Origin of the sequence: Campylobacter sp. CH186, assembly GCF_004378925.1 — a bacterium.
Taxonomy (GTDB): Bacteria; Campylobacterota; Campylobacteria; order Campylobacterales; family Campylobacteraceae; genus Campylobacter_D; species Campylobacter_D jejuni.
In genome coordinates, this window is record NZ_RYYB01000001.1 from 322,465 (window position 1) to 338,466 (window position 16,002).

General features: G+C 29.8%; 17 protein-coding genes. 12 read left to right on the forward strand and 5 right to left on the reverse strand.

Translation table 11 applies throughout. The annotated features are described in order from the left end of the window. The first annotated feature begins 131 nt into the window (after nt 1-131). From ELQ09_RS01595 to ELQ09_RS01610, 4 genes are read left to right on the forward strand one after another with little or no spacing between them, the layout of a single operon-like run. Nucleotides 132-2,672 (forward strand): hypothetical protein, encoded by a 2,541-nt coding sequence (locus tag ELQ09_RS01595; RefSeq protein ID WP_134263723.1) that lies wholly within the window; start codon nt 132-134, stop codon nt 2,670-2,672. 8 nt (nt 2,673-2,680) lie between these two features. Then, nucleotides 2,681-3,292: a riboflavin synthase gene (ribE, locus tag ELQ09_RS01600; protein WP_070317012.1), complete on the forward strand. Its 612-nt coding sequence runs from the start codon at nt 2,681-2,683 to the stop codon at nt 3,290-3,292. Further along, on the forward strand, nt 3,256-3,936 hold the full coding sequence (locus tag ELQ09_RS01605; protein ID WP_070317013.1) for a polyphenol oxidase family protein: 681 nt from the start codon (nt 3,256-3,258) through the stop codon (nt 3,934-3,936). Before ribE ends, ELQ09_RS01605 begins: the two co-directional genes overlap by 37 nt. Before the next feature lies 1 nt (nt 3,937). After that, nucleotides 3,938-4,141, forward strand: coding sequence for a hypothetical protein (locus ELQ09_RS01610; RefSeq protein WP_070295705.1), 204 nt, complete (start codon nt 3,938-3,940; stop codon nt 4,139-4,141). Here ELQ09_RS01610 and ELQ09_RS01615 read toward each other — a convergent pair. Continuing rightward, nucleotides 4,138-5,298 carry a M23 family metallopeptidase gene (locus ELQ09_RS01615; RefSeq protein WP_002852845.1) on the reverse strand — a complete coding sequence of 387 codons (1,161 nt, stop codon included), beginning with the start codon at nt 5,296-5,298 and terminating at the stop codon, nt 4,138-4,140. The genes ELQ09_RS01610 and ELQ09_RS01615 overlap by 4 nt on opposite strands. A 121-nt stretch (nt 5,299-5,419) precedes the next feature. On the opposite strand from ELQ09_RS01615, the gene ELQ09_RS01620 reads away from it, so the two are divergent. Genes ELQ09_RS01620 through ELQ09_RS01630 form a run of 3 tightly spaced genes read left to right on the forward strand, consistent with a single transcriptional unit; the run spans nt 5,420 to nt 8,340 of the window. Next, the gene (locus tag ELQ09_RS01620) at nt 5,420-6,145 is read left to right on the forward strand and encodes a plasminogen-binding N-terminal domain-containing protein (protein WP_002853792.1); all 726 of its coding nucleotides are present in this window, start codon (nt 5,420-5,422) and stop codon (nt 6,143-6,145) included. A gap of 2 nt (nt 6,146-6,147) precedes the next feature. Beyond that, complete coding sequence (locus tag ELQ09_RS01625; protein ID WP_002937828.1) at nt 6,148-7,530, forward strand: FAD-linked oxidase C-terminal domain-containing protein; 1,383 nt, start codon at nt 6,148-6,150, stop codon at nt 7,528-7,530. Between the two features lie 3 nt (nt 7,531-7,533). Then, nucleotides 7,534-8,340, forward strand: coding sequence for a YihY/virulence factor BrkB family protein (locus tag ELQ09_RS01630; protein ID WP_070317017.1), 807 nt, complete (start codon nt 7,534-7,536; stop codon nt 8,338-8,340). On the opposite strand, the gene ELQ09_RS01635 is transcribed toward ELQ09_RS01630, so the two are convergent. Genes ELQ09_RS01635 through ELQ09_RS01650 form a run of 4 tightly spaced genes read right to left on the reverse strand, consistent with a single transcriptional unit; the run spans nt 8,284 to nt 12,209 of the window. Then, nucleotides 8,284-9,543, reverse strand: coding sequence for a ComEC/Rec2 family competence protein (locus tag ELQ09_RS01635; protein WP_134224580.1), 1,260 nt, complete (start codon nt 9,541-9,543; stop codon nt 8,284-8,286). The two genes, ELQ09_RS01630 and ELQ09_RS01635, sit on opposite strands and share 57 nt — an antisense overlap. Beyond that, entirely contained in the window at nt 9,543-10,100 is a 558-nt protein-coding gene (locus ELQ09_RS01640; protein ID WP_070317019.1) for a DedA family protein, read from the reverse strand. The genes ELQ09_RS01635 and ELQ09_RS01640 overlap by 1 nt, the downstream gene beginning before the upstream one ends. Before the next feature lie 8 nt (nt 10,101-10,108). Continuing rightward, on the reverse strand, nt 10,109-11,662 hold the full coding sequence (gene rny, locus ELQ09_RS01645) for a ribonuclease Y (protein ID WP_002853829.1): 1,554 nt from the start codon (nt 11,660-11,662) through the stop codon (nt 10,109-10,111). Beyond that, complete coding sequence (locus ELQ09_RS01650; protein WP_002860439.1) at nt 11,583-12,209, reverse strand: 5-formyltetrahydrofolate cyclo-ligase; 627 nt, start codon at nt 12,207-12,209, stop codon at nt 11,583-11,585. The genes rny and ELQ09_RS01650 overlap by 80 nt, the downstream gene beginning before the upstream one ends. A gap of 83 nt (nt 12,210-12,292) precedes the next feature. Here ELQ09_RS01650 and ELQ09_RS01655 point away from each other — a divergent pair, with 83 nt between their 5' ends. From ELQ09_RS01655 to ELQ09_RS01675, 5 genes are all read left to right on the forward strand, one after another. Then, nucleotides 12,293-12,850: a TlpA disulfide reductase family protein gene (locus tag ELQ09_RS01655; RefSeq protein WP_070317020.1), complete on the forward strand. Its 558-nt coding sequence runs from the start codon at nt 12,293-12,295 to the stop codon at nt 12,848-12,850. Then, nucleotides 12,850-13,716: a signal recognition particle-docking protein FtsY gene (ftsY, locus tag ELQ09_RS01660; protein WP_134224581.1), complete on the forward strand. Its 867-nt coding sequence runs from the start codon at nt 12,850-12,852 to the stop codon at nt 13,714-13,716. Before ELQ09_RS01655 ends, ftsY begins: the two co-directional genes overlap by 1 nt. After that, nucleotides 13,716-15,056 carry a DNA repair protein RadA gene (gene radA, locus ELQ09_RS01665; RefSeq protein ID WP_002870828.1) on the forward strand — a complete coding sequence of 447 codons (1,341 nt, stop codon included), beginning with the start codon at nt 13,716-13,718 and terminating at the stop codon, nt 15,054-15,056. Before ftsY ends, radA begins: the two co-directional genes overlap by 1 nt. Before the next feature lie 68 nt (nt 15,057-15,124). Further along, the gene (locus ELQ09_RS01670; protein WP_002908551.1) at nt 15,125-15,805 is read left to right on the forward strand and encodes a F0F1 ATP synthase subunit A; all 681 of its coding nucleotides are present in this window, start codon (nt 15,125-15,127) and stop codon (nt 15,803-15,805) included. Next, nucleotides 15,802-15,993, forward strand: coding sequence for a membrane protein (locus ELQ09_RS01675; protein ID WP_002852856.1), 192 nt, complete (start codon nt 15,802-15,804; stop codon nt 15,991-15,993). Before ELQ09_RS01670 ends, ELQ09_RS01675 begins: the two co-directional genes overlap by 4 nt. Nucleotides 15,994-16,002 lie beyond the last annotated feature (9 nt).

Below are 16,002 nucleotides of genomic sequence, written 5' to 3' on the forward strand. Positions count from 1 at the left end.
GCACTCTTTTATTTAGAGTGATAATATCATACTATAAAAAATGAATTTTGTCAATACTTTAAATTAAAATATTTATAAAAGTTTAGTTTTATAGACTAAAGTTATTTTATAAAATAAACTAAAGGATAAAAATGAAAAAGATTTTTTATGGAGTTATAGCTTTTGTTGTTGTGCTTTTGATTGCTATTTATACCATACTTTTCACAAGTTTTGGTAATAATATAGTGGCAAATATAGTGCAAAAAAAGATCAAAGAAAGTGCGGGATTAGATGTAAATATCACGCATTTTAATTTACGTTTTTCAAGCCTTGAATTGCAAGCAAATATCGCAAATATGGCAGATTTTAATCTTCAGGGAGCTTTGAGTTCTTTTAAGCTTGGATTTGATCTTGACTATCTTATTTCTTTAAAGCAAAATTATGCTAAAAATTTAGGTTTAAATTTAAATCAAAACCTTTCTTTTGGCGGTAAAATTCAAGGTAAAGCAAGTGATTTTACTTTAGATGGAAAGGGTTATTTGTTAGGTTCAAATGTGCTTTTAAATGCAAGAATGTATAATTACAGCCCTATTGCTTTAAATTTAGATGCGCAAAATCTTAAGATAGAAGAAATACTTCATCTTTTATCTTACCCTAGTTATGCTAAAGGTTTTTTAAATGCTCAAGCAAAAATTTCAGCACAGAATTTAAAACCTGATGGAAATATCATCATAAAACTTGATACAAGTTATATAAACTATGAGGCGATAAAAAAAGATTTTTCTTTAGACTTGCCTTTAAATTCTAATCCTAAAGCAGAAATTTTGGCCAATGTTAAAGAAGATAAGATTTATGCTGTAAGTAAAATTTACAATGATTATCTTAACTTGCAAACCCAAAAAACTCTTTATGATATTAGCAAGAATGCTTTAAGTACTGATTTTAATTTAAGTATTCCTTCTCTTGTAAAGCTTGAAAAACTTACAAAAACTAGACTAAATGGTAGTTTGGGTGTGATAGGTCAAACAAGTGTTGTAAATAATGCCTTATCAAGTTTAAATGCTCAAGTTATCGGACTTGGTGGAGAGGTAAAGGCAAGTTTGAAAAATAATAAAATTTTTACAGATATTAATGAAGTAAGTTTGGAAAAATTATTAGCTCTTGCAGGATATGGAGCTTTGGTTTCTGGAAATTTAAATGCTAAACTTCTAAATGCAGATTTGGATTTTTCTAATTTTGATCTTGAAGCAAAAATAAACAATGCAAAGATTAACACCAATGAGCTTAAAAAAATAGCTAAAATAGAGCTTCCAAATACAATTTTTAGTTTTGATGCTAAAGCAAATGCAAAAAATAGCAATATTGCTTACAATGCTTTGCTTGCTTCAAATTTGCTTAATATCAAAAAACTTCAAGGAACTTATAATTTAAAAAATAGTGAGTTAAATACAGATTTAAATGCTTTTATTGATGACTTATCTCAGTTTAGTGCTATAGCAGGACAAAAATTACAAGGTAAGGCAGATCTTACTGCAAAAGCTCATATTATAGGCACTCAAATACAAAATTTAAATGCAAATGCAAATTTGGCAGATGGTGTAATCAAGGCTGATTCAAATGGCAAAAAACTTGATTTAAACATTGATAAACTTGATTTATCTAAACTTTTTGTTATAGCAGGTATGCCAAATTATGCCAGTGGGATTGTTAATGCAAAAATTAATTTAGATAATATCGATTTTAATAACCTTAATGGTAAAGCAAATTTAGAAGCTAAAGGTATTTTAAATGCTACAACTTTAAGTAAAATTTTAAATAAAAATTTTCCAAACAATACAAGTTATGATTTAAATACCAAAATTAATTTTAAAAACAATATCGCTCAATTTGATTCTGTTTTAAATTCATCTTTAGCTGATCTTACAAAACTACAAGGAAGTTTTGATATAAGCAAAATGCTTTTAAATTCGGATTTTAATCTAAAGATAAATGATTTTTCAAAACTAGGCTTTTTGTTGGATAGAAAACTTAAAGGTAAGGCAGAATTTAATGGAAAGGTAGGTTTTGATAAGAATTTAAATTTTGTTGTAAATAGTCCAAATTTATTTGAAGGGAGGCTTCAAAGCACACTTAAAGATAACCTTTTGCTTGCTGATTTAAATGGAGTGGATTTAAGTAGTCTAGCTCAAGGTTTAGATTTTATGGATGTTTATCAAGGTAAGGCAGATGTGAAGGCAAATTACAATCTTTTAAGCGAAGAAGGAGAGGTTAATTTGGATATGAAAGAGGGTAAATTAAAACCAAATCTTATTACCAATGCTTTAAAAATTTTAACACTAAAAGATATTACCAATGATGTTTATCGCACTGCTAATGCTAAAGCTTTGATTAAAAAAGAAAATATCAAACTTGATCTTAATATGCAAGCAGATCGTTCTTATATTTTAGTACAATCAGGAGCTTTAAATTCTAAAAGCGGAGCTTTAAATTTGCCTTTTGATATTAAACTCGATAGAGCCAATTTTAAAGGAAGTATTACAGGAACTACGGAAAATCCTAAAGTGAATTTAAATGCAGGAAGTGTGTTAAATTCTATTAAAAATGTAGTAGGTGGCGGTGTGAGTGATGGTGCTAAAAGTACGGGCGATAAAGTTGATAAAGCGGTGAATAAATTATTAAATAAGATTTTTTAAGGTAAAAAATGTTCAATGGACTCATAAGAGAAATTGCTAAAGTTCAATCTTATCAAAACAATACTTTAAGCTTAAAAGCAAAATATCGCCCAAATCTTGGCGATAGCATAGCCGTAAATGGAGCTTGTTTAAGTGTAACAAAACTTTATGAGGGAGGTTTTGAAGTGGAACTTTCTCGTGAAAGTCGCACTCATGTAGCTATAGAAAATTTAAAAGATAAAGTTCATATAGAACCTGCTTTAAGATATGGCGATAGAATTGATGGACATCTTATGCAAGGACATATTGATTTTATCGGCATACTTGAAAAGATTCAAAAAGATGAAAATGGAGTGGATTTTCATATATCTTTACCTAAAGAAGCTATGAAATTTATGGTAGAAAAAGGAAGTATAGCTGTTGATGGAGTAAGCCTTACTATCAATGAAATTTTAAAAAATGGTATTAGGCTTACTATTATTCCTATTACTTTTAAAGAAACGCTTTTTAAAGACTATCAAGTAGGTAGAAAAATCAACATAGAAAGCGATTTACTTGCTCGTTATATTTATGCGCAATTACAAGGTAAAAACAAAGGATTATCATGGGAAGAAGTGGAAAGAATTTCTTATCTTTATTAGAAAATAATAAAGTCGGTATTTTTTGTGCTTTTGATAAGGATTATAATGTTTTTAGGGCTAAAATTCATAATGAGAATTTATTTTCTCATTTAGGTTTTAAAGATATTGAAAAATGTGTTTTTATGGATCAAATTCACTCTCATAAAGTTATTATTTATGATGAAAATTTAAAAAATCTCAGTTGTGATGGACTTATAAGTAAAGAAAAAAATACTGCTCTTTGTGTTTTAAGCGCGGATTGTTTGCCTTTGATCTTATATCATGAAAGTGGCATTATAGCAGCTTTACATTCAGGTAGAAAAGGAAGCTTTGAAAATATCCTAAAAGAATGCGTTGATCAAATTGCTATGCAAAATTCACATTTAGATAAGAATAAATTTCATCTTTTTATCCTGCCTGGAATTTGTGCTAAAAATTATGAAATAGATGGAGAAATTTTAGAATTTGCTAAAAAAGAATTTAAAGAATTTGTTCAAGATGATAAACTTGATTTAAAAGCTTTAGTAAAATTTCAAGCGCAAAATTTAGGCATTGAAAATATTAAAGATTGTGGAATTTGTAGTTTTGATGATGAGAGTTTTTTTTCTTATCGTCGTGATAAAACGCCTAAGCGTTTTGTGAGTGTGGTTTATTTAAAGGATTAAAATGTATGAAAGAAAAGATTTAAGAGTGTTAAAAATCATTCAAAAAGCTAGAGAATTTGGCGATGGAGATTTGTTGAATGAAGCTTTGGTAAAACAATTGATTGATGCAGATTTTTGTGAAATTAATGAAAAAGAAAAAGAAGAGCTTACAACTCTTCTAAATTCTTTAATCAATGCAAAAGATAAAGCGTTGTTGAGTAATTAAAATTCTATATAGTTTTCAAAATCTTCTTCTTTTGGAGGATTAGGTTGATTCGAGGCTAGGGCTTCTTTAACAACCTGCTCGTATCCAGCTATGATATGTTTAAAATTCTCTTTTGCTTTTCCACTAAGTTCTGATTTGGCGATTTTTACAACAGATGCAGGATTTATAGCTTTATTATTTAAATATACTCCAAAATGCAAATGAGGACCTGTGCTCATACCTGTTGAACCAACATATGCAATTACTTGTCCTTGATTTACCTTTTGTCCGTTTTTAATTTTTGCAAAACGACTAAGATGAGCATATAAAGTCATATAACCTGAGTCATGCTTGATTTGAATTACATTTCCATAGCCACCTTTTGTGCCTATAAAGGTTACTACTCCTTTGCCAGCACTTTTTACAGGAGTTCCAGTAGGTGCAGCATAGTCTATACCAAGATGGGCGCGATAGCGTTTTAATATAGGATGATATCTTGCTGTTGTAAAAGGAGAGGAAATTCTAGTGTAGTTCACAGGTTTTGTAAGTAAAAAAGATTCTAATTCTTTGCCATCGCGATCATAGAATATATCATTATAAGAAAAGACTTCTCTAGCGCTTTTATTGATTTCTACCATTGCCATTTTTATATTTATATCGCCCCAAAGTTTACCCATGCGTCTTTTTTGTTCATAATATAGGGTTACTTCATCACCTTTTTGGATATTGCGAAAATTTATACTTCCTCGAAAAGCACGAACCATAGCACGAGCTAAAGTACTGCTACCACTTTCTTCATAGACATCTTGATAAGCAGAGCTTTTAATGGTTAAATGTAAAATTCTATCTTCTTTTTGATAAGATACAGGAGTAAAAGCAAGAGTGTATTGTCCATCTTTATCTTTATAGATATGAATTTGTAAATCATCGCTAATTGGAATTAAAACTTGTTCTATGTTGTTGTTTTCATCTTTTAAAACTTGATATTTTATTTTATAAGCTATATCAGAAGCAAGTTCTTGATCTTCTCTATCAAGTCCATAATAAAGCGACATAGGTATGGAATTTCTTTGTAAGAATTTAAGCAAGGTATCTCCATTATCCCAAGTTAACTCTTCAACACTTAAAGCTGCAAAACTTTGAACAACAAAAATAAATAAAAGCAATAATTTTTTCATGAGATAACCTTAATTTTTAAAAGAATTTTGAAATTTGAAAGCTATATTTTACTTTATTTTTCTTACAATTGCTTAACAAAAAAGGATTATAATTCTATAAATTTTTATTTAAGGAGCAAATTTGTTTAAAACTATAGTGTGTTTTTTAGCTTTAAACCTTAGCCTCTTTGCGGTTGGATTTGATTTAAAACCTATAAAAAGTGAACTTGTAAAAGTTGATGATATTTATGGTTATATTAAAGATAGTGATGATATAAAACTTTATTCAAGTGGCGTAGTAGTACAACATTTTAGCAATTCGCAAAGTATCATCGCTAGAGCAAGTGTTATAGATAAAAAAAATGGTTTGGCAAAATTAGAATTTAGCGTTTTTTCAGCTCTTAAGCAAGATGCTTTGCCTTTACCAAATGTTTTACCTAAAGTAGGTGATGAGGTTGTTTTAAATTTTCTTTATGATAGAGGATTGGTAATTGCTCCTGATGAACAAACTTATAATGAACTTGTTAGAGAATTTCCGCAGATATATTTTACCCATATTGACATTTTTGGAGCACAATTAATTAGAACGGCCACTCTTTCTCCTAAGCGTTCAGATTTTAGGCAATTTTGTGATGATAATGCGGTTGGTATTTTGGTTGTAGCTTTGGAAAATCAAGCAGAAGTTGTGGATTGTCAAGATTTTAATAAGCTTTATGAAGTGCCTATAAGCAAGCCAACTAGCGTTCAGGTTCCTTTTTATTCTCGTATAGGTGGATATAAAAGTAATTTTTTTGATTTTAACTCTCAAGAAATAGGAAATTATTATAGATATTATGATGCTTTGATTAATCTTCCTAAGGTGCAATAAACATGAAAAAAGAATTTGAACAATATTTTAAACGATTTTTAGGAGAAGAAAACGCTTATTTTGATGAAATTCACAAAAGAGCTTATAGCTATGATGCGACAAAAAAACATTATTTACCCGATGGGGTTCTTTTTCCAAGAAATGAAGAAGATATTGCTCAAATTTTAAAATTTTGCAATGAAAATAATATCATAGTCATACCACGAGGCTCAGGATCTGGTTTTACAGGAGGAGCTTTAGCTGTTAATGGCGGTGTGGTGCTTGCTTTTGAAAAGCATATGAATAAAATTTTAGAAATTGATCTTGAAAATTTAGTGGCTGTTGTGCAACCTGGGGTTATTAATATACATTTACAAAAAGAAGTAGCCAAATACGGGCTGTTTTATCCACCTGACCCTGCTAGCATGGAGTATTCTAGCTTAGGGGGTAATGTAAGCGAAAATGCTGGGGGAATGAGAGCTGCAAAATATGGCATTACAAAAGATTATGTGATGGCTTTAAGGGCTGTTTTGCCCAGCGGAGAAATCATTCGTGCAGGAAAACGCACTATTAAAGATGTAGCAGGTTATAATTTGGCAGGAATTTTAATCGCTAGTGAAGGTTCTTTAGCAGTTTTAAGTGAGCTTACTTTAAAATTAATACCTTTACCTAAATTCAAAAAAACTGCTTTTGCTATTTTTCCAAGTGTAAAAAGTGCTATGAATGCGGTTTATAAAAGCCTTGCTAGCGGTGTAAGTCCTGTATCTATGGAATTTTTAGACAATCTTAGCATTAGAGCGGTTGAGAGCAAATTTAATAAAGGTTTGCCTATAGAAGCTGGAGCTATTTTGATTGCTGATGTGGATGGTAATGTTAAAGAGGCTATTGATGAGGATTTGAGAAATTTAGAACATTATTTTTTAGAAGCTGGAGCTAGTGAATTTAAAATAGCAAAAGACGAACAAGAAGCCGCAGATATTTGGTTTGCTAGAAGAAATTGTTCTCAAAGCATTGCCATGTATGGAACTTTAAAACTTAATGAAGATATTACAGTTCCGCGTTCTAAACTACCTGCCTTGCTTGAAGGTATAGATGAAATTTCTAAAAAATATGGTTTTAAAATCCCTTGTTTTGGGCATACAGGGGATGGAAATGTGCATACTAATGTTATGGTTCCTGATAAAAATGATAAAGAGCAGGTGAAAAAAGGCTATGAAGCTGTGGAAGAAATTTTTAAATTAACAGTGAAACTTGGAGGAACTTTAAGCGGAGAGCATGGCATAGGACTTTCTAAAGCACCTTTTATGAATTTAGCTTTTTCTGAAGCCGAAATGAATTTAATGAGAAATATTAAAAAAGCTTTTGATCCAAATAATATACTAAATCCTTTTAAAATGGGACTTTAGAAGGTGAAAAATTTTTTTACTATTTTGCTAAATTTGCGTGATAAGGAAATTTTAAATTATGCAGCAGCACTTAGTTTTTATACTGTATTATCTTTAATACCTATTTTATTTGTATGTTTTTCTGTTTTTACGCAAATTTCCAGTTTTAAAGCTTATTATGAAAAAGCAAAGCAAATAATTTTTGCTTTTTTAATACCAACGCAACAAGATGTTGTTGCTACTTACATCGATACTTTTTTAAAAAATAGTGTAAATTTGGGTATTGTAGGTCTTATTGCTATGGCATTTACTTCTTTAGCTTTTTTTTCAGGCTATGATTTTGTAATCAATCGTATTACTAAAAATGAACCTAAAGGACTTTGGCAAAGCATTAGTTCTTATTGGACTCTTTTAACTCTTGTTCCTTTGGGGCTTGGGCTTAGTTTTTATATTTCAGGTTTTATCCAACAAACTTTAGATGATTATAAAATAGGGTTTAATTTTTTTGAAATTTTACCCTTTGTAATTATTTGGGGTTTATTTTTTATATCTTATTCAAGTTCTGTTCATAAGGGAACTCTTAAAAGTTTAGCTTTAGTATCTTTTGGAGCGGGTGCTATTTGGTATATAGGAAAAAATTTATTTGTATATTATGTGGTATATAATAAAACATACGCTAGTGTTTATGGATCTTTTTCTACTATTTTATTCTTTTTTATTTGGATTTATATTTCTTGGATTATTTATCTTTTTGGGCTTAAACTCTATTATTTTCTAAATCACAATCATAATGAAGGGAATAAAATTCGCAAAAATACAAAGAAAAGCTAGATATTTAAATCGCACAGAGATTAAAGAAGCAATAAGATAACTTATAAAAATCCAAAATGGGATATAGATATTAGTTCCATAAATTTTAAATTTAAAAAATTCATCTAAGATAAAATTGAGCAAATCTCCATAGTTTATAAGATGCAAAAATAATACTAAAGGATAAAATATTACAAAAATTCCACTCAAAATAATACCTAAAATTTGTTGGTAGCTTATAAGTGGAAAAAAATAAAGCACAGGTAAAACCATGGCAAAAAAAGTCCAAATATTAAGCAAAATAATATTTATAAGATTATTAAATTTATTTGCAAAATGATGCATATATAAAAAAATATAAAAAACACCTAAAATAGAAAATAAAAATCCAATACTAAATAAAAGTCTAGGGTAAAGAGAAATGCACAATAAAATAATACAAAAAAGCGTAAAGAAATTAATAATTTTTATATTTTTACACAATAGATAAAAAACCCAAAAAGCCATAATCAAGGAGCGCACAAAAGAAGGGACAAATCCTATTAAACAAGCATAAGCTAAAAGTAGTGTAAAAATTAAAATACTTAAATCTAAACGTAAATTTCTATAAGGAAAATATCTTTTTTGGAAAAAACTATAAATTGGAGCTAAAATAAAGAAAATTAAACTAAAAAGCAAGCCTATGTGATAACCGCTAATTGCTATAAGGTGTGCTATGCCGTAGTAATTTACATCGTTTCTAAGCTCTAAAGATATGGGCAGTGCAAAAAATAAAGCACCATAAAATTCTTTAATTTTTTCATTTGTATGTTGATTTAAGAAGTAAGATATAATGGGATTGTATTCTTTTTCTTTTAATTTTTCAAAATCGTAAGAAGGTGCATAAAAACTTTTGCTCAGATAGTCTTTAAAGTTAATATTATGGGTGATAATTCTAAGGCTTAAAAGTTGATTCTTGCTTAAATTTAAATCCTTAAAACTTGTGGTATAAAAAGTGAAGTTTTCAGTTTGTAATTTTAAAACCCAGTATTTTTTATTTTTTTTATTATATTTTATATATTGGTGCGTTAATAGAGCGTTATTTATAAAGTAATGTTTTTGGTTTTTAAAGTTTAAAAAATTATTATATTCTAAAAGGATATTAAAAATAAAAATAATAACAACAGATAAAAATAAATAATGAAATTCTTTAAAAGAGTAAAAAAAAGAATTCCATAGAGACATTATTTTTTGGAAAATTTACTTAAATAGAGCCAAATTATTCCAGCTAAAAATAATAAAAATAAAGGAGCAGTATAAGGATATAAACTTAGTTTATCAAAAATTGCTTCAATAACATACCCAAAAGTATAAGCAGCAAAACCTAGAACAATAGCCCATGCCAAACTAGCTAGAGTATTGATAATAAAAAATTTAATAAAATTATATTTTGCCATGCCTGCAGCTATAGGAATGAAAGTTTTTAAACCATAAATAAATTTTTGAGTTATAAGTAAAATAATTCCGTGTTGTTTTGTTTTCATCATAGCAAGAGCTAGTTTGCGTCGGTGTTTTTTAAAATAAGGCATAATATCTTTTTTGTAATATTTTCCAAGTATAAAAAGCAAAGTTGAACCTATGGTATTAGCAATAAAAGCAAGAGCAATGCAAAAACTAAGATCCATTTTTCCTTGAGAACTTAAAACTCCTGCGGCTAAAATTCCAACCATTCCGCCCCCTAAAGAGTAAAAGAATAAAACAATATAACCATATTTTATTAAAGTATCAATCATATCTTGCATAATAAACCTTATTTAGCGTATTCTACAGCTCTAAGTTCACGTATGACATTGACTTTAATTTCACCAGGATATTGCATTTTTTCTTGAATTTCAGCTGCTATTTCCTTAGCCAAAAGTACACTTTCATCATCATTAACAAGCTGAGCATTGGCTATGACGCGAATTTCTCTTCCGGCATTGATTGCATAGGCATTTTTAATTCCTTCTTTACTTTTAGCGATATCTTCTAGCTCACTGACTCTTTTTAAGAAAGCTTCTAATACTTCTCTTCTAGCTCCAGGTCGTGCGGCACTTAAAGTATCTGCTGCACAAACAGCTGCTGATTCTATGCTTGTAGCTTCTTCGTGTCCATGATGTGCGTAAATAGCATTGATTACTACAGGATGCTCTTTATAGCGTTTGCAAAGTTCTGCACCTAAATCCACATGAGATCCTTCAAAATCATGGGTTAATGCTTTTCCTATATCATGTAAAATTCCCGCACGACGTGCTAAATTCTCATCCCCGCCACACTCAGCAGCAATGATTCCTGCAAGGTGAGCCACTTCCAAAGAATGTGCTAAAGCGTTTTGTCCATAGCTTGCTCGGTATTTGAGTTTTCCTATGAGTTTTACAATTTCAGGGTGTATTTTATTTAAACCTAGATCCATAACTATGGTTTCGCCTTCTTCTAGAATAGCACTATCAAATTCTTTACACACTTTTTCGTGAATTTCTTCTATGCGCGCGGGTTGAATTCTACCATCTTCAACTAAAAGTTCTATAACTTTTGTAGCAATAGCACGGCGATAAAGATTAAAACAACTTACTATAATAGCACCTGGTGTATCATCGATGATAATATCAACACCTAAAACCATTTCTAAGGTTTTAACATTGCGCCCTTCTTTACCAATGATGCGTCCTTTAAGTTCATCGTTTTTAATGTTAATAACATTGATAAGTCTTTCAGCTGCAAATTCACCTGCAAAACGAGAAGTAGCTTGAGCAATGATGAAATTAGCTTTTCTTTTGGCTTCATTTTTTGCTTCTTCTTCATATTTTCTTACTATATGTGCAATTTGCTCGCGAGAATTTTCTTCTACTTTTTTAAGAATGATTTCTTTGGCTTCATTTTGTGTAAGTCCTGTAGAATGTTCTAAAATTTTTAAAACATCATCAAGTTTTTCTTGATATTTATTTTTTAATTTATCAACATCAGATTGTAAGTCTTGAATGTGTTTTTGTGACTTGCAAAGGTATTCTTTATCTTCTTTTAGTTTTTCTTCTTCTTGCTGAAGTTTTTGTTCTTTTTTAGAAAGATCATCAAATTTTTGATTAAAATCTTTTTGAATTTTGTGAGTTTTTTCTTCGTATTTTTTTTTAACTTCTAATTCTGCATTAAGAATTGAATTTTTTGCATCTTTTAAAATAAGCTCCGCTTCGTATTCTATAGCTTTGGCTTTGGCTTTAGCTTGTTCTACGAAAATTTCATATTTGGCATCATTGATTTTTTTTGCAACTAAATATCCTATACCGAGTCCGACTATAGCGGCTATAAGTGCGATAAGTGATTCTATCATTTTTTCTTTCTTTCTTGTAATATTTTTTATAAGGGTTTATGTATAATTTTCCTGAAATATCATGCTTTTGTGTTAGATTATTTTGACTTAAAGCATCTATACTTTGGACAAATATTATATGAGGTTTGTAATTTAAATTTTCAAAAAATCTATCATAAAAACCTTGCCCATGTCCTATTCTTTTTAAATTTTTATCGACGCCAATTACAGGCACAATAGCTAAATCAATTTTTGCTTTAAAAAAAGAATCTATAGGCTCTAAAACCCCAAACCTTTTTTTAATAAAAGGCAATCTTAATTTTACAATTTTTAAACTTTTATCTTGCATAAATGGAACAAAAAGTTTGTAATTTTTATTAAGAATATGGCGAAATTTTATTAAGTTTGGTTCATAATGCAAAGGAATAAAAATTAAAATATTTTTAGCTTTAAATAGTTTTATTATTTTAAGACATTCTTTGAATATTTTATAATCTTGTTTGAAATTTAGTTTTGAATGTTTGAAAAGGCGTATTTTTTGCAATGCCCTAAAATCTGTTTTTTCCATATAATATGCCTTTAAAAAAATATTATCTTATGTATGTTATAATTTTAGCATTTTTATAAAGAAGAATAAAGGATTGATAAATAATGAAGATTAAAAAAATACTTTTACTAGTGGCAATATCTTATTTGTTTGTTGCTTGTAGCGATGATAAAGAAAAGCAGCAAAATGATGTAAATTTAAGTACCGAGGCAAGTATCAATCAAAGTGATGATATGAATTTTAAACTTAATTTGATTGATGGAGGATTAATTTCAATTAAAAAAGAAAATGCCGTTTTAAATTTCAATGATGAAGATAAGGCAACTTTGTTTGTATTTTTTACTACTTGGTGTACCCCTTGCATTGCTGAAATCCCTCATCTTAATAAATTACAAGAAAAGTATAATAATGATTTTAACATAGTTGGAGTTTTATTAGAAGATAAATCTAATGATGAGATTCAAAAATTTATAGAACAGCATAAAATATCTTATAAAGTCGCTAATGGTGAAAATAACTATCTTTTAGCTAAAGCTTTAGGCGGGGTAAATGGAATTCCTACTATGTTTCTTTACAACAAGCATTCTAAATTGATTAATCAGTATTTAGGGCTTATTCCTGAAGAAATGCTAGAAATCGATATACAAAAGGCTATACTTTAATGTTTGATTTTTTTAAAAAAGGACTTGCAAAAACTCTTGAAAATATTGTTGGAGTTAAAGGAGAGAATAAAAAGATAACCAAAGATTTGCTTGAAGAAATTTTGCTTGAAGCAGATGTAAGTTATGAAATAGTTGAAGAGATAATTTATTATTTACCACCTCAAAATGAAGTAAAAAAAGAAGATTTAAAGCATGTTATGGGTTCTTATTTTCTTTATGAAAAAAAAGAAACCAATCAAGAAAAACCTTTTGTAGAGCTTATTTTAGGAGTAAATGGAGCAGGAAAAACAACAAGTATTGCCAAGCTTGCTTATTTATATAAAAACCAAAATCAAAAAGTGATTTTAGGGGCGTGTGATACTTTTAGAGCAGGTGCGATTGAGCAATTAAAACTTTGGGCGCAAAAAGTGGATGTAGATATAGTTTTAACTGCACAAGGGCATGATCCTTCAGCGGTTGCTTTTGATACCATTTCTAAAGCAAAAGCAAAGGATTTTGATAGAGTAATTATCGATACAGCAGGCCGTTTGCAAAATCAAAAAAATTTAGCTCATGAGCTTGAAAAAATTGTAAGAATTTCAAACAAAGCTTTAGAAGGCGCACCCCATAGAAAAATTTTAGTTTTAGATGGAACACAGGGAAATGCTGGAATTTTACAAGCTAAAGCTTTTAATGAGCTTGTAAAACTTGATGGTGTGATTATCACAAAGCTTGATGGGACAGCTAAAGGGGGTGCACTTTTTAGTATAGCAAGAGAGCTTGAGCTTCCTATTTTTTATGTAGGCGTGGGTGAGCAAATGACGGATTTGCAAGAATTTAATGCAAATGCTTACTTAGATACTTTATTAGATCCTATTTTTGAATAATGGCAAAAAATAAAGCACTTTTTGAATGTCAAGCTTGTGGAAATCAACAAAGCAAATGGCTTGGAAAATGTCCTGATTGTGGAGCTTGGGATAGTTTTATAGAATTAAAAGCTGAGCAAATTAAAGTTTTAAAAGAGCTTGCGCAAGTTAGTATGAAAACAAGTGAGGCTGTTTGTATTGAAGATGTGGAGTTAGAACATTTTACAAGATACAGCACAGATGATAATGAGCTTGATTTGGTTTTAGGCGGAGGGCTTGTTGAAGGTTCTTTAGTGCTTATAGGCGGAAGTCCAGGTGTGGGAAAATCTACGCTTTTGTTAAAAATTGCTTCAAATTTAGCTAAACAGGGTAAAAAAGTGCTTTATGTCAGTGGCGAAGAAAGTAAAGCCCAGATTAAATTAAGAGCTGATCGTCTTGAGGCTAATACTCCGAATTTATTTTTACTTACTGAACTTTGCCTTGAAAATATTTTAGAAGAATTGCACAAAAAAGATTATAGCATTCTTATCGTTGATTCTATACAAACTCTATATTCAAATAAAATCACTTCAGCAGCAGGAAGCATCACTCAGGTGCGTGAGATTACTTTTGAACTTATGCGTGTTAGCAAGGCTTATAATATCAGTACTTTTATCATAGGGCATATTACTAAAGAAGGTGCTATAGCAGGGCCTAGGGTTCTTGAGCATATGGTAGATGTGGTGCTTTATTTTGAAGGAGATGCCACTAAAGAAATCAGACTTTTAAGAGGCTTTAAAAATCGTTTTGGTGGAACGAATGAAGTAGGTATTTTTGAGATGACTGCTAAGGGTTTGATTAGCGCAAAAGATTTAGCAAATCGTTTTTTTACTCGTGGAAAGGCTATTTCAGGAAGTGCTTTAGGTGTTGTGATGGAAGGATCTCGTGCCTTGGTTTTAGAAGTTCAAGCTTTAGTGTGTGAAAGTTCTTATCCAAAACGCAGCGCTACAGGATATGAAAAAAATCGCTTAGATATGCTTTTGGCTTTGCTTGAAAGAAAACTTGAAATTCCTTTAGGGCATTATGATGTATTTGTAAATATTAGCGGCGGAGTAAAAGTAAGTGAAACTGCTGCGGATTTGGCTGTGGTTGCAGCTATTATTTCAAGTTTTAAAAATCGCCCTTTGAGCAAAGATAGTATTTTTATAGGAGAGCTTAGTTTAAATGGAGAAATTAGAGAGGTTTTTAGCCTTGATACGCGTTTAAAAGAAGCTAAAATGCAAAAATTTAAAAATGCTATTGTTCCTTCTAAGCCTTTGGAAGATATAGGACTTAAGTGTTTTGTTGCTAAAGAACTTTCACAAGTTTTAGAATGGATGTAAATTTTCATTAAAATATAAGTAAGATTTTGCTAGAATTCCGAGTTTAGAATAAAATTTTTGAGGAAACCATGAAAGATTTATTTTTATTTAGCTCTTTGCTTGATACAAGTCATACTTTTTCTTATTTTTTTCACATAGGTTTGGTAGCTTTAATTGCTGTTATAGTGGCTATGATGGCTACTCGTTCTATGCAACTTGTTCCACGCGGTATGCAAAATTTAGGTGAGGCTTTTTTAGAGGGAGTTTTATCTATGGGTAGAGATACCATGGGAAGTGAAAAAGGTGCAAGAAAATATCTTCCTTTGGTTGCAACTTTGGGGATTATAGTGTTTTTTAGTAATATTATAGGTATAATACCTGGTTTTCACGCTCCAACTGCAAGTTTAAATTTGACTTTGTCCTTGGCTATTATAGTTTTTGTATATTATCATTTTGAGGGTATTAGGGCACAAGGTTTTGTAAAGTATTTTGCTCATTTCATGGGACCTATTAAACTTTTAGCTCCTTTGATGTTTCCTATAGAGATAGTCTCTCATCTTTCTCGTGTGGTTTCTTTGTCCTTCCGTTTGTTTGGAAATATTAAAGGTGACGATTTGTTTTTGATGGTAATTTTAGCTTTAGTTCCTTATATAGCTCCACTTCCTGCTTATGTGCTTTTAACTTTTATGGCATTTTTACAAGCTTTTATTTTTATGATTTTAACTTATGTATATTTAGCGGGTGCAACTGTTGTTGAGGAAGGTCATTGATCTATATTTTAGAATTTTTCAAAGGTGCATCTTTAGCTTTAATGCTTTTTGGTGCACTTTTCTTCTTTTTTAAATATAATTCTTTTTTCTATCTTTGCTTGGGTATTATACCAGGTTTGCTTTTATCTTTAATTTTTGTTTTACTTATAGAAAACCATAAGCTAAAAAATGAAAATAAGTTAAGATAAAAGCAAAAA

Excerpts from the sequence above, each read along its gene's own strand:
- ELQ09_RS01595 (WP_134263723.1), top strand. The coding sequence starts at position 132 with ATGAAAAAGATTTTTTATGGAGTTATAGCTTTTGTTGTTGTGCTTTTG.
- ribE (WP_070317012.1), top strand. The coding sequence starts at position 2,681 with ATGTTCAATGGACTCATAAGAGAAATTGCTAAAGTTCAATCTTATCAA.
- ELQ09_RS01605 (WP_070317013.1), top strand. The coding sequence starts at position 3,256 with ATGGGAAGAAGTGGAAAGAATTTCTTATCTTTATTAGAAAATAATAAA.
- ELQ09_RS01610 (WP_070295705.1), top strand. The coding sequence starts at position 3,938 with ATGTATGAAAGAAAAGATTTAAGAGTGTTAAAAATCATTCAAAAAGCT.
- ELQ09_RS01615 (WP_002852845.1), bottom strand. The coding sequence starts at position 5,298 with ATGAAAAAATTATTGCTTTTATTTATTTTTGTTGTTCAAAGTTTTGCA.
- ELQ09_RS01625 (WP_002937828.1), top strand. The coding sequence starts at position 6,148 with ATGAAAAAAGAATTTGAACAATATTTTAAACGATTTTTAGGAGAAGAA.
- ELQ09_RS01635 (WP_134224580.1), bottom strand. The coding sequence starts at position 9,543 with ATGTCTCTATGGAATTCTTTTTTTTACTCTTTTAAAGAATTTCATTAT.
- ELQ09_RS01640 (WP_070317019.1), bottom strand. The coding sequence starts at position 10,100 with ATGCAAGATATGATTGATACTTTAATAAAATATGGTTATATTGTTTTA.
- rny (WP_002853829.1), bottom strand. The coding sequence starts at position 11,662 with ATGATAGAATCACTTATCGCACTTATAGCCGCTATAGTCGGACTCGGT.
- ELQ09_RS01650 (WP_002860439.1), bottom strand. The coding sequence starts at position 12,209 with ATGGAAAAAACAGATTTTAGGGCATTGCAAAAAATACGCCTTTTCAAA.
- ELQ09_RS01655 (WP_070317020.1), top strand. The coding sequence starts at position 12,293 with ATGAAGATTAAAAAAATACTTTTACTAGTGGCAATATCTTATTTGTTT.
- ftsY (WP_134224581.1), top strand. The coding sequence starts at position 12,850 with ATGTTTGATTTTTTTAAAAAAGGACTTGCAAAAACTCTTGAAAATATT.
- radA (WP_002870828.1), top strand. The coding sequence starts at position 13,716 with ATGGCAAAAAATAAAGCACTTTTTGAATGTCAAGCTTGTGGAAATCAA.
- ELQ09_RS01670 (WP_002908551.1), top strand. The coding sequence starts at position 15,125 with ATGAAAGATTTATTTTTATTTAGCTCTTTGCTTGATACAAGTCATACT.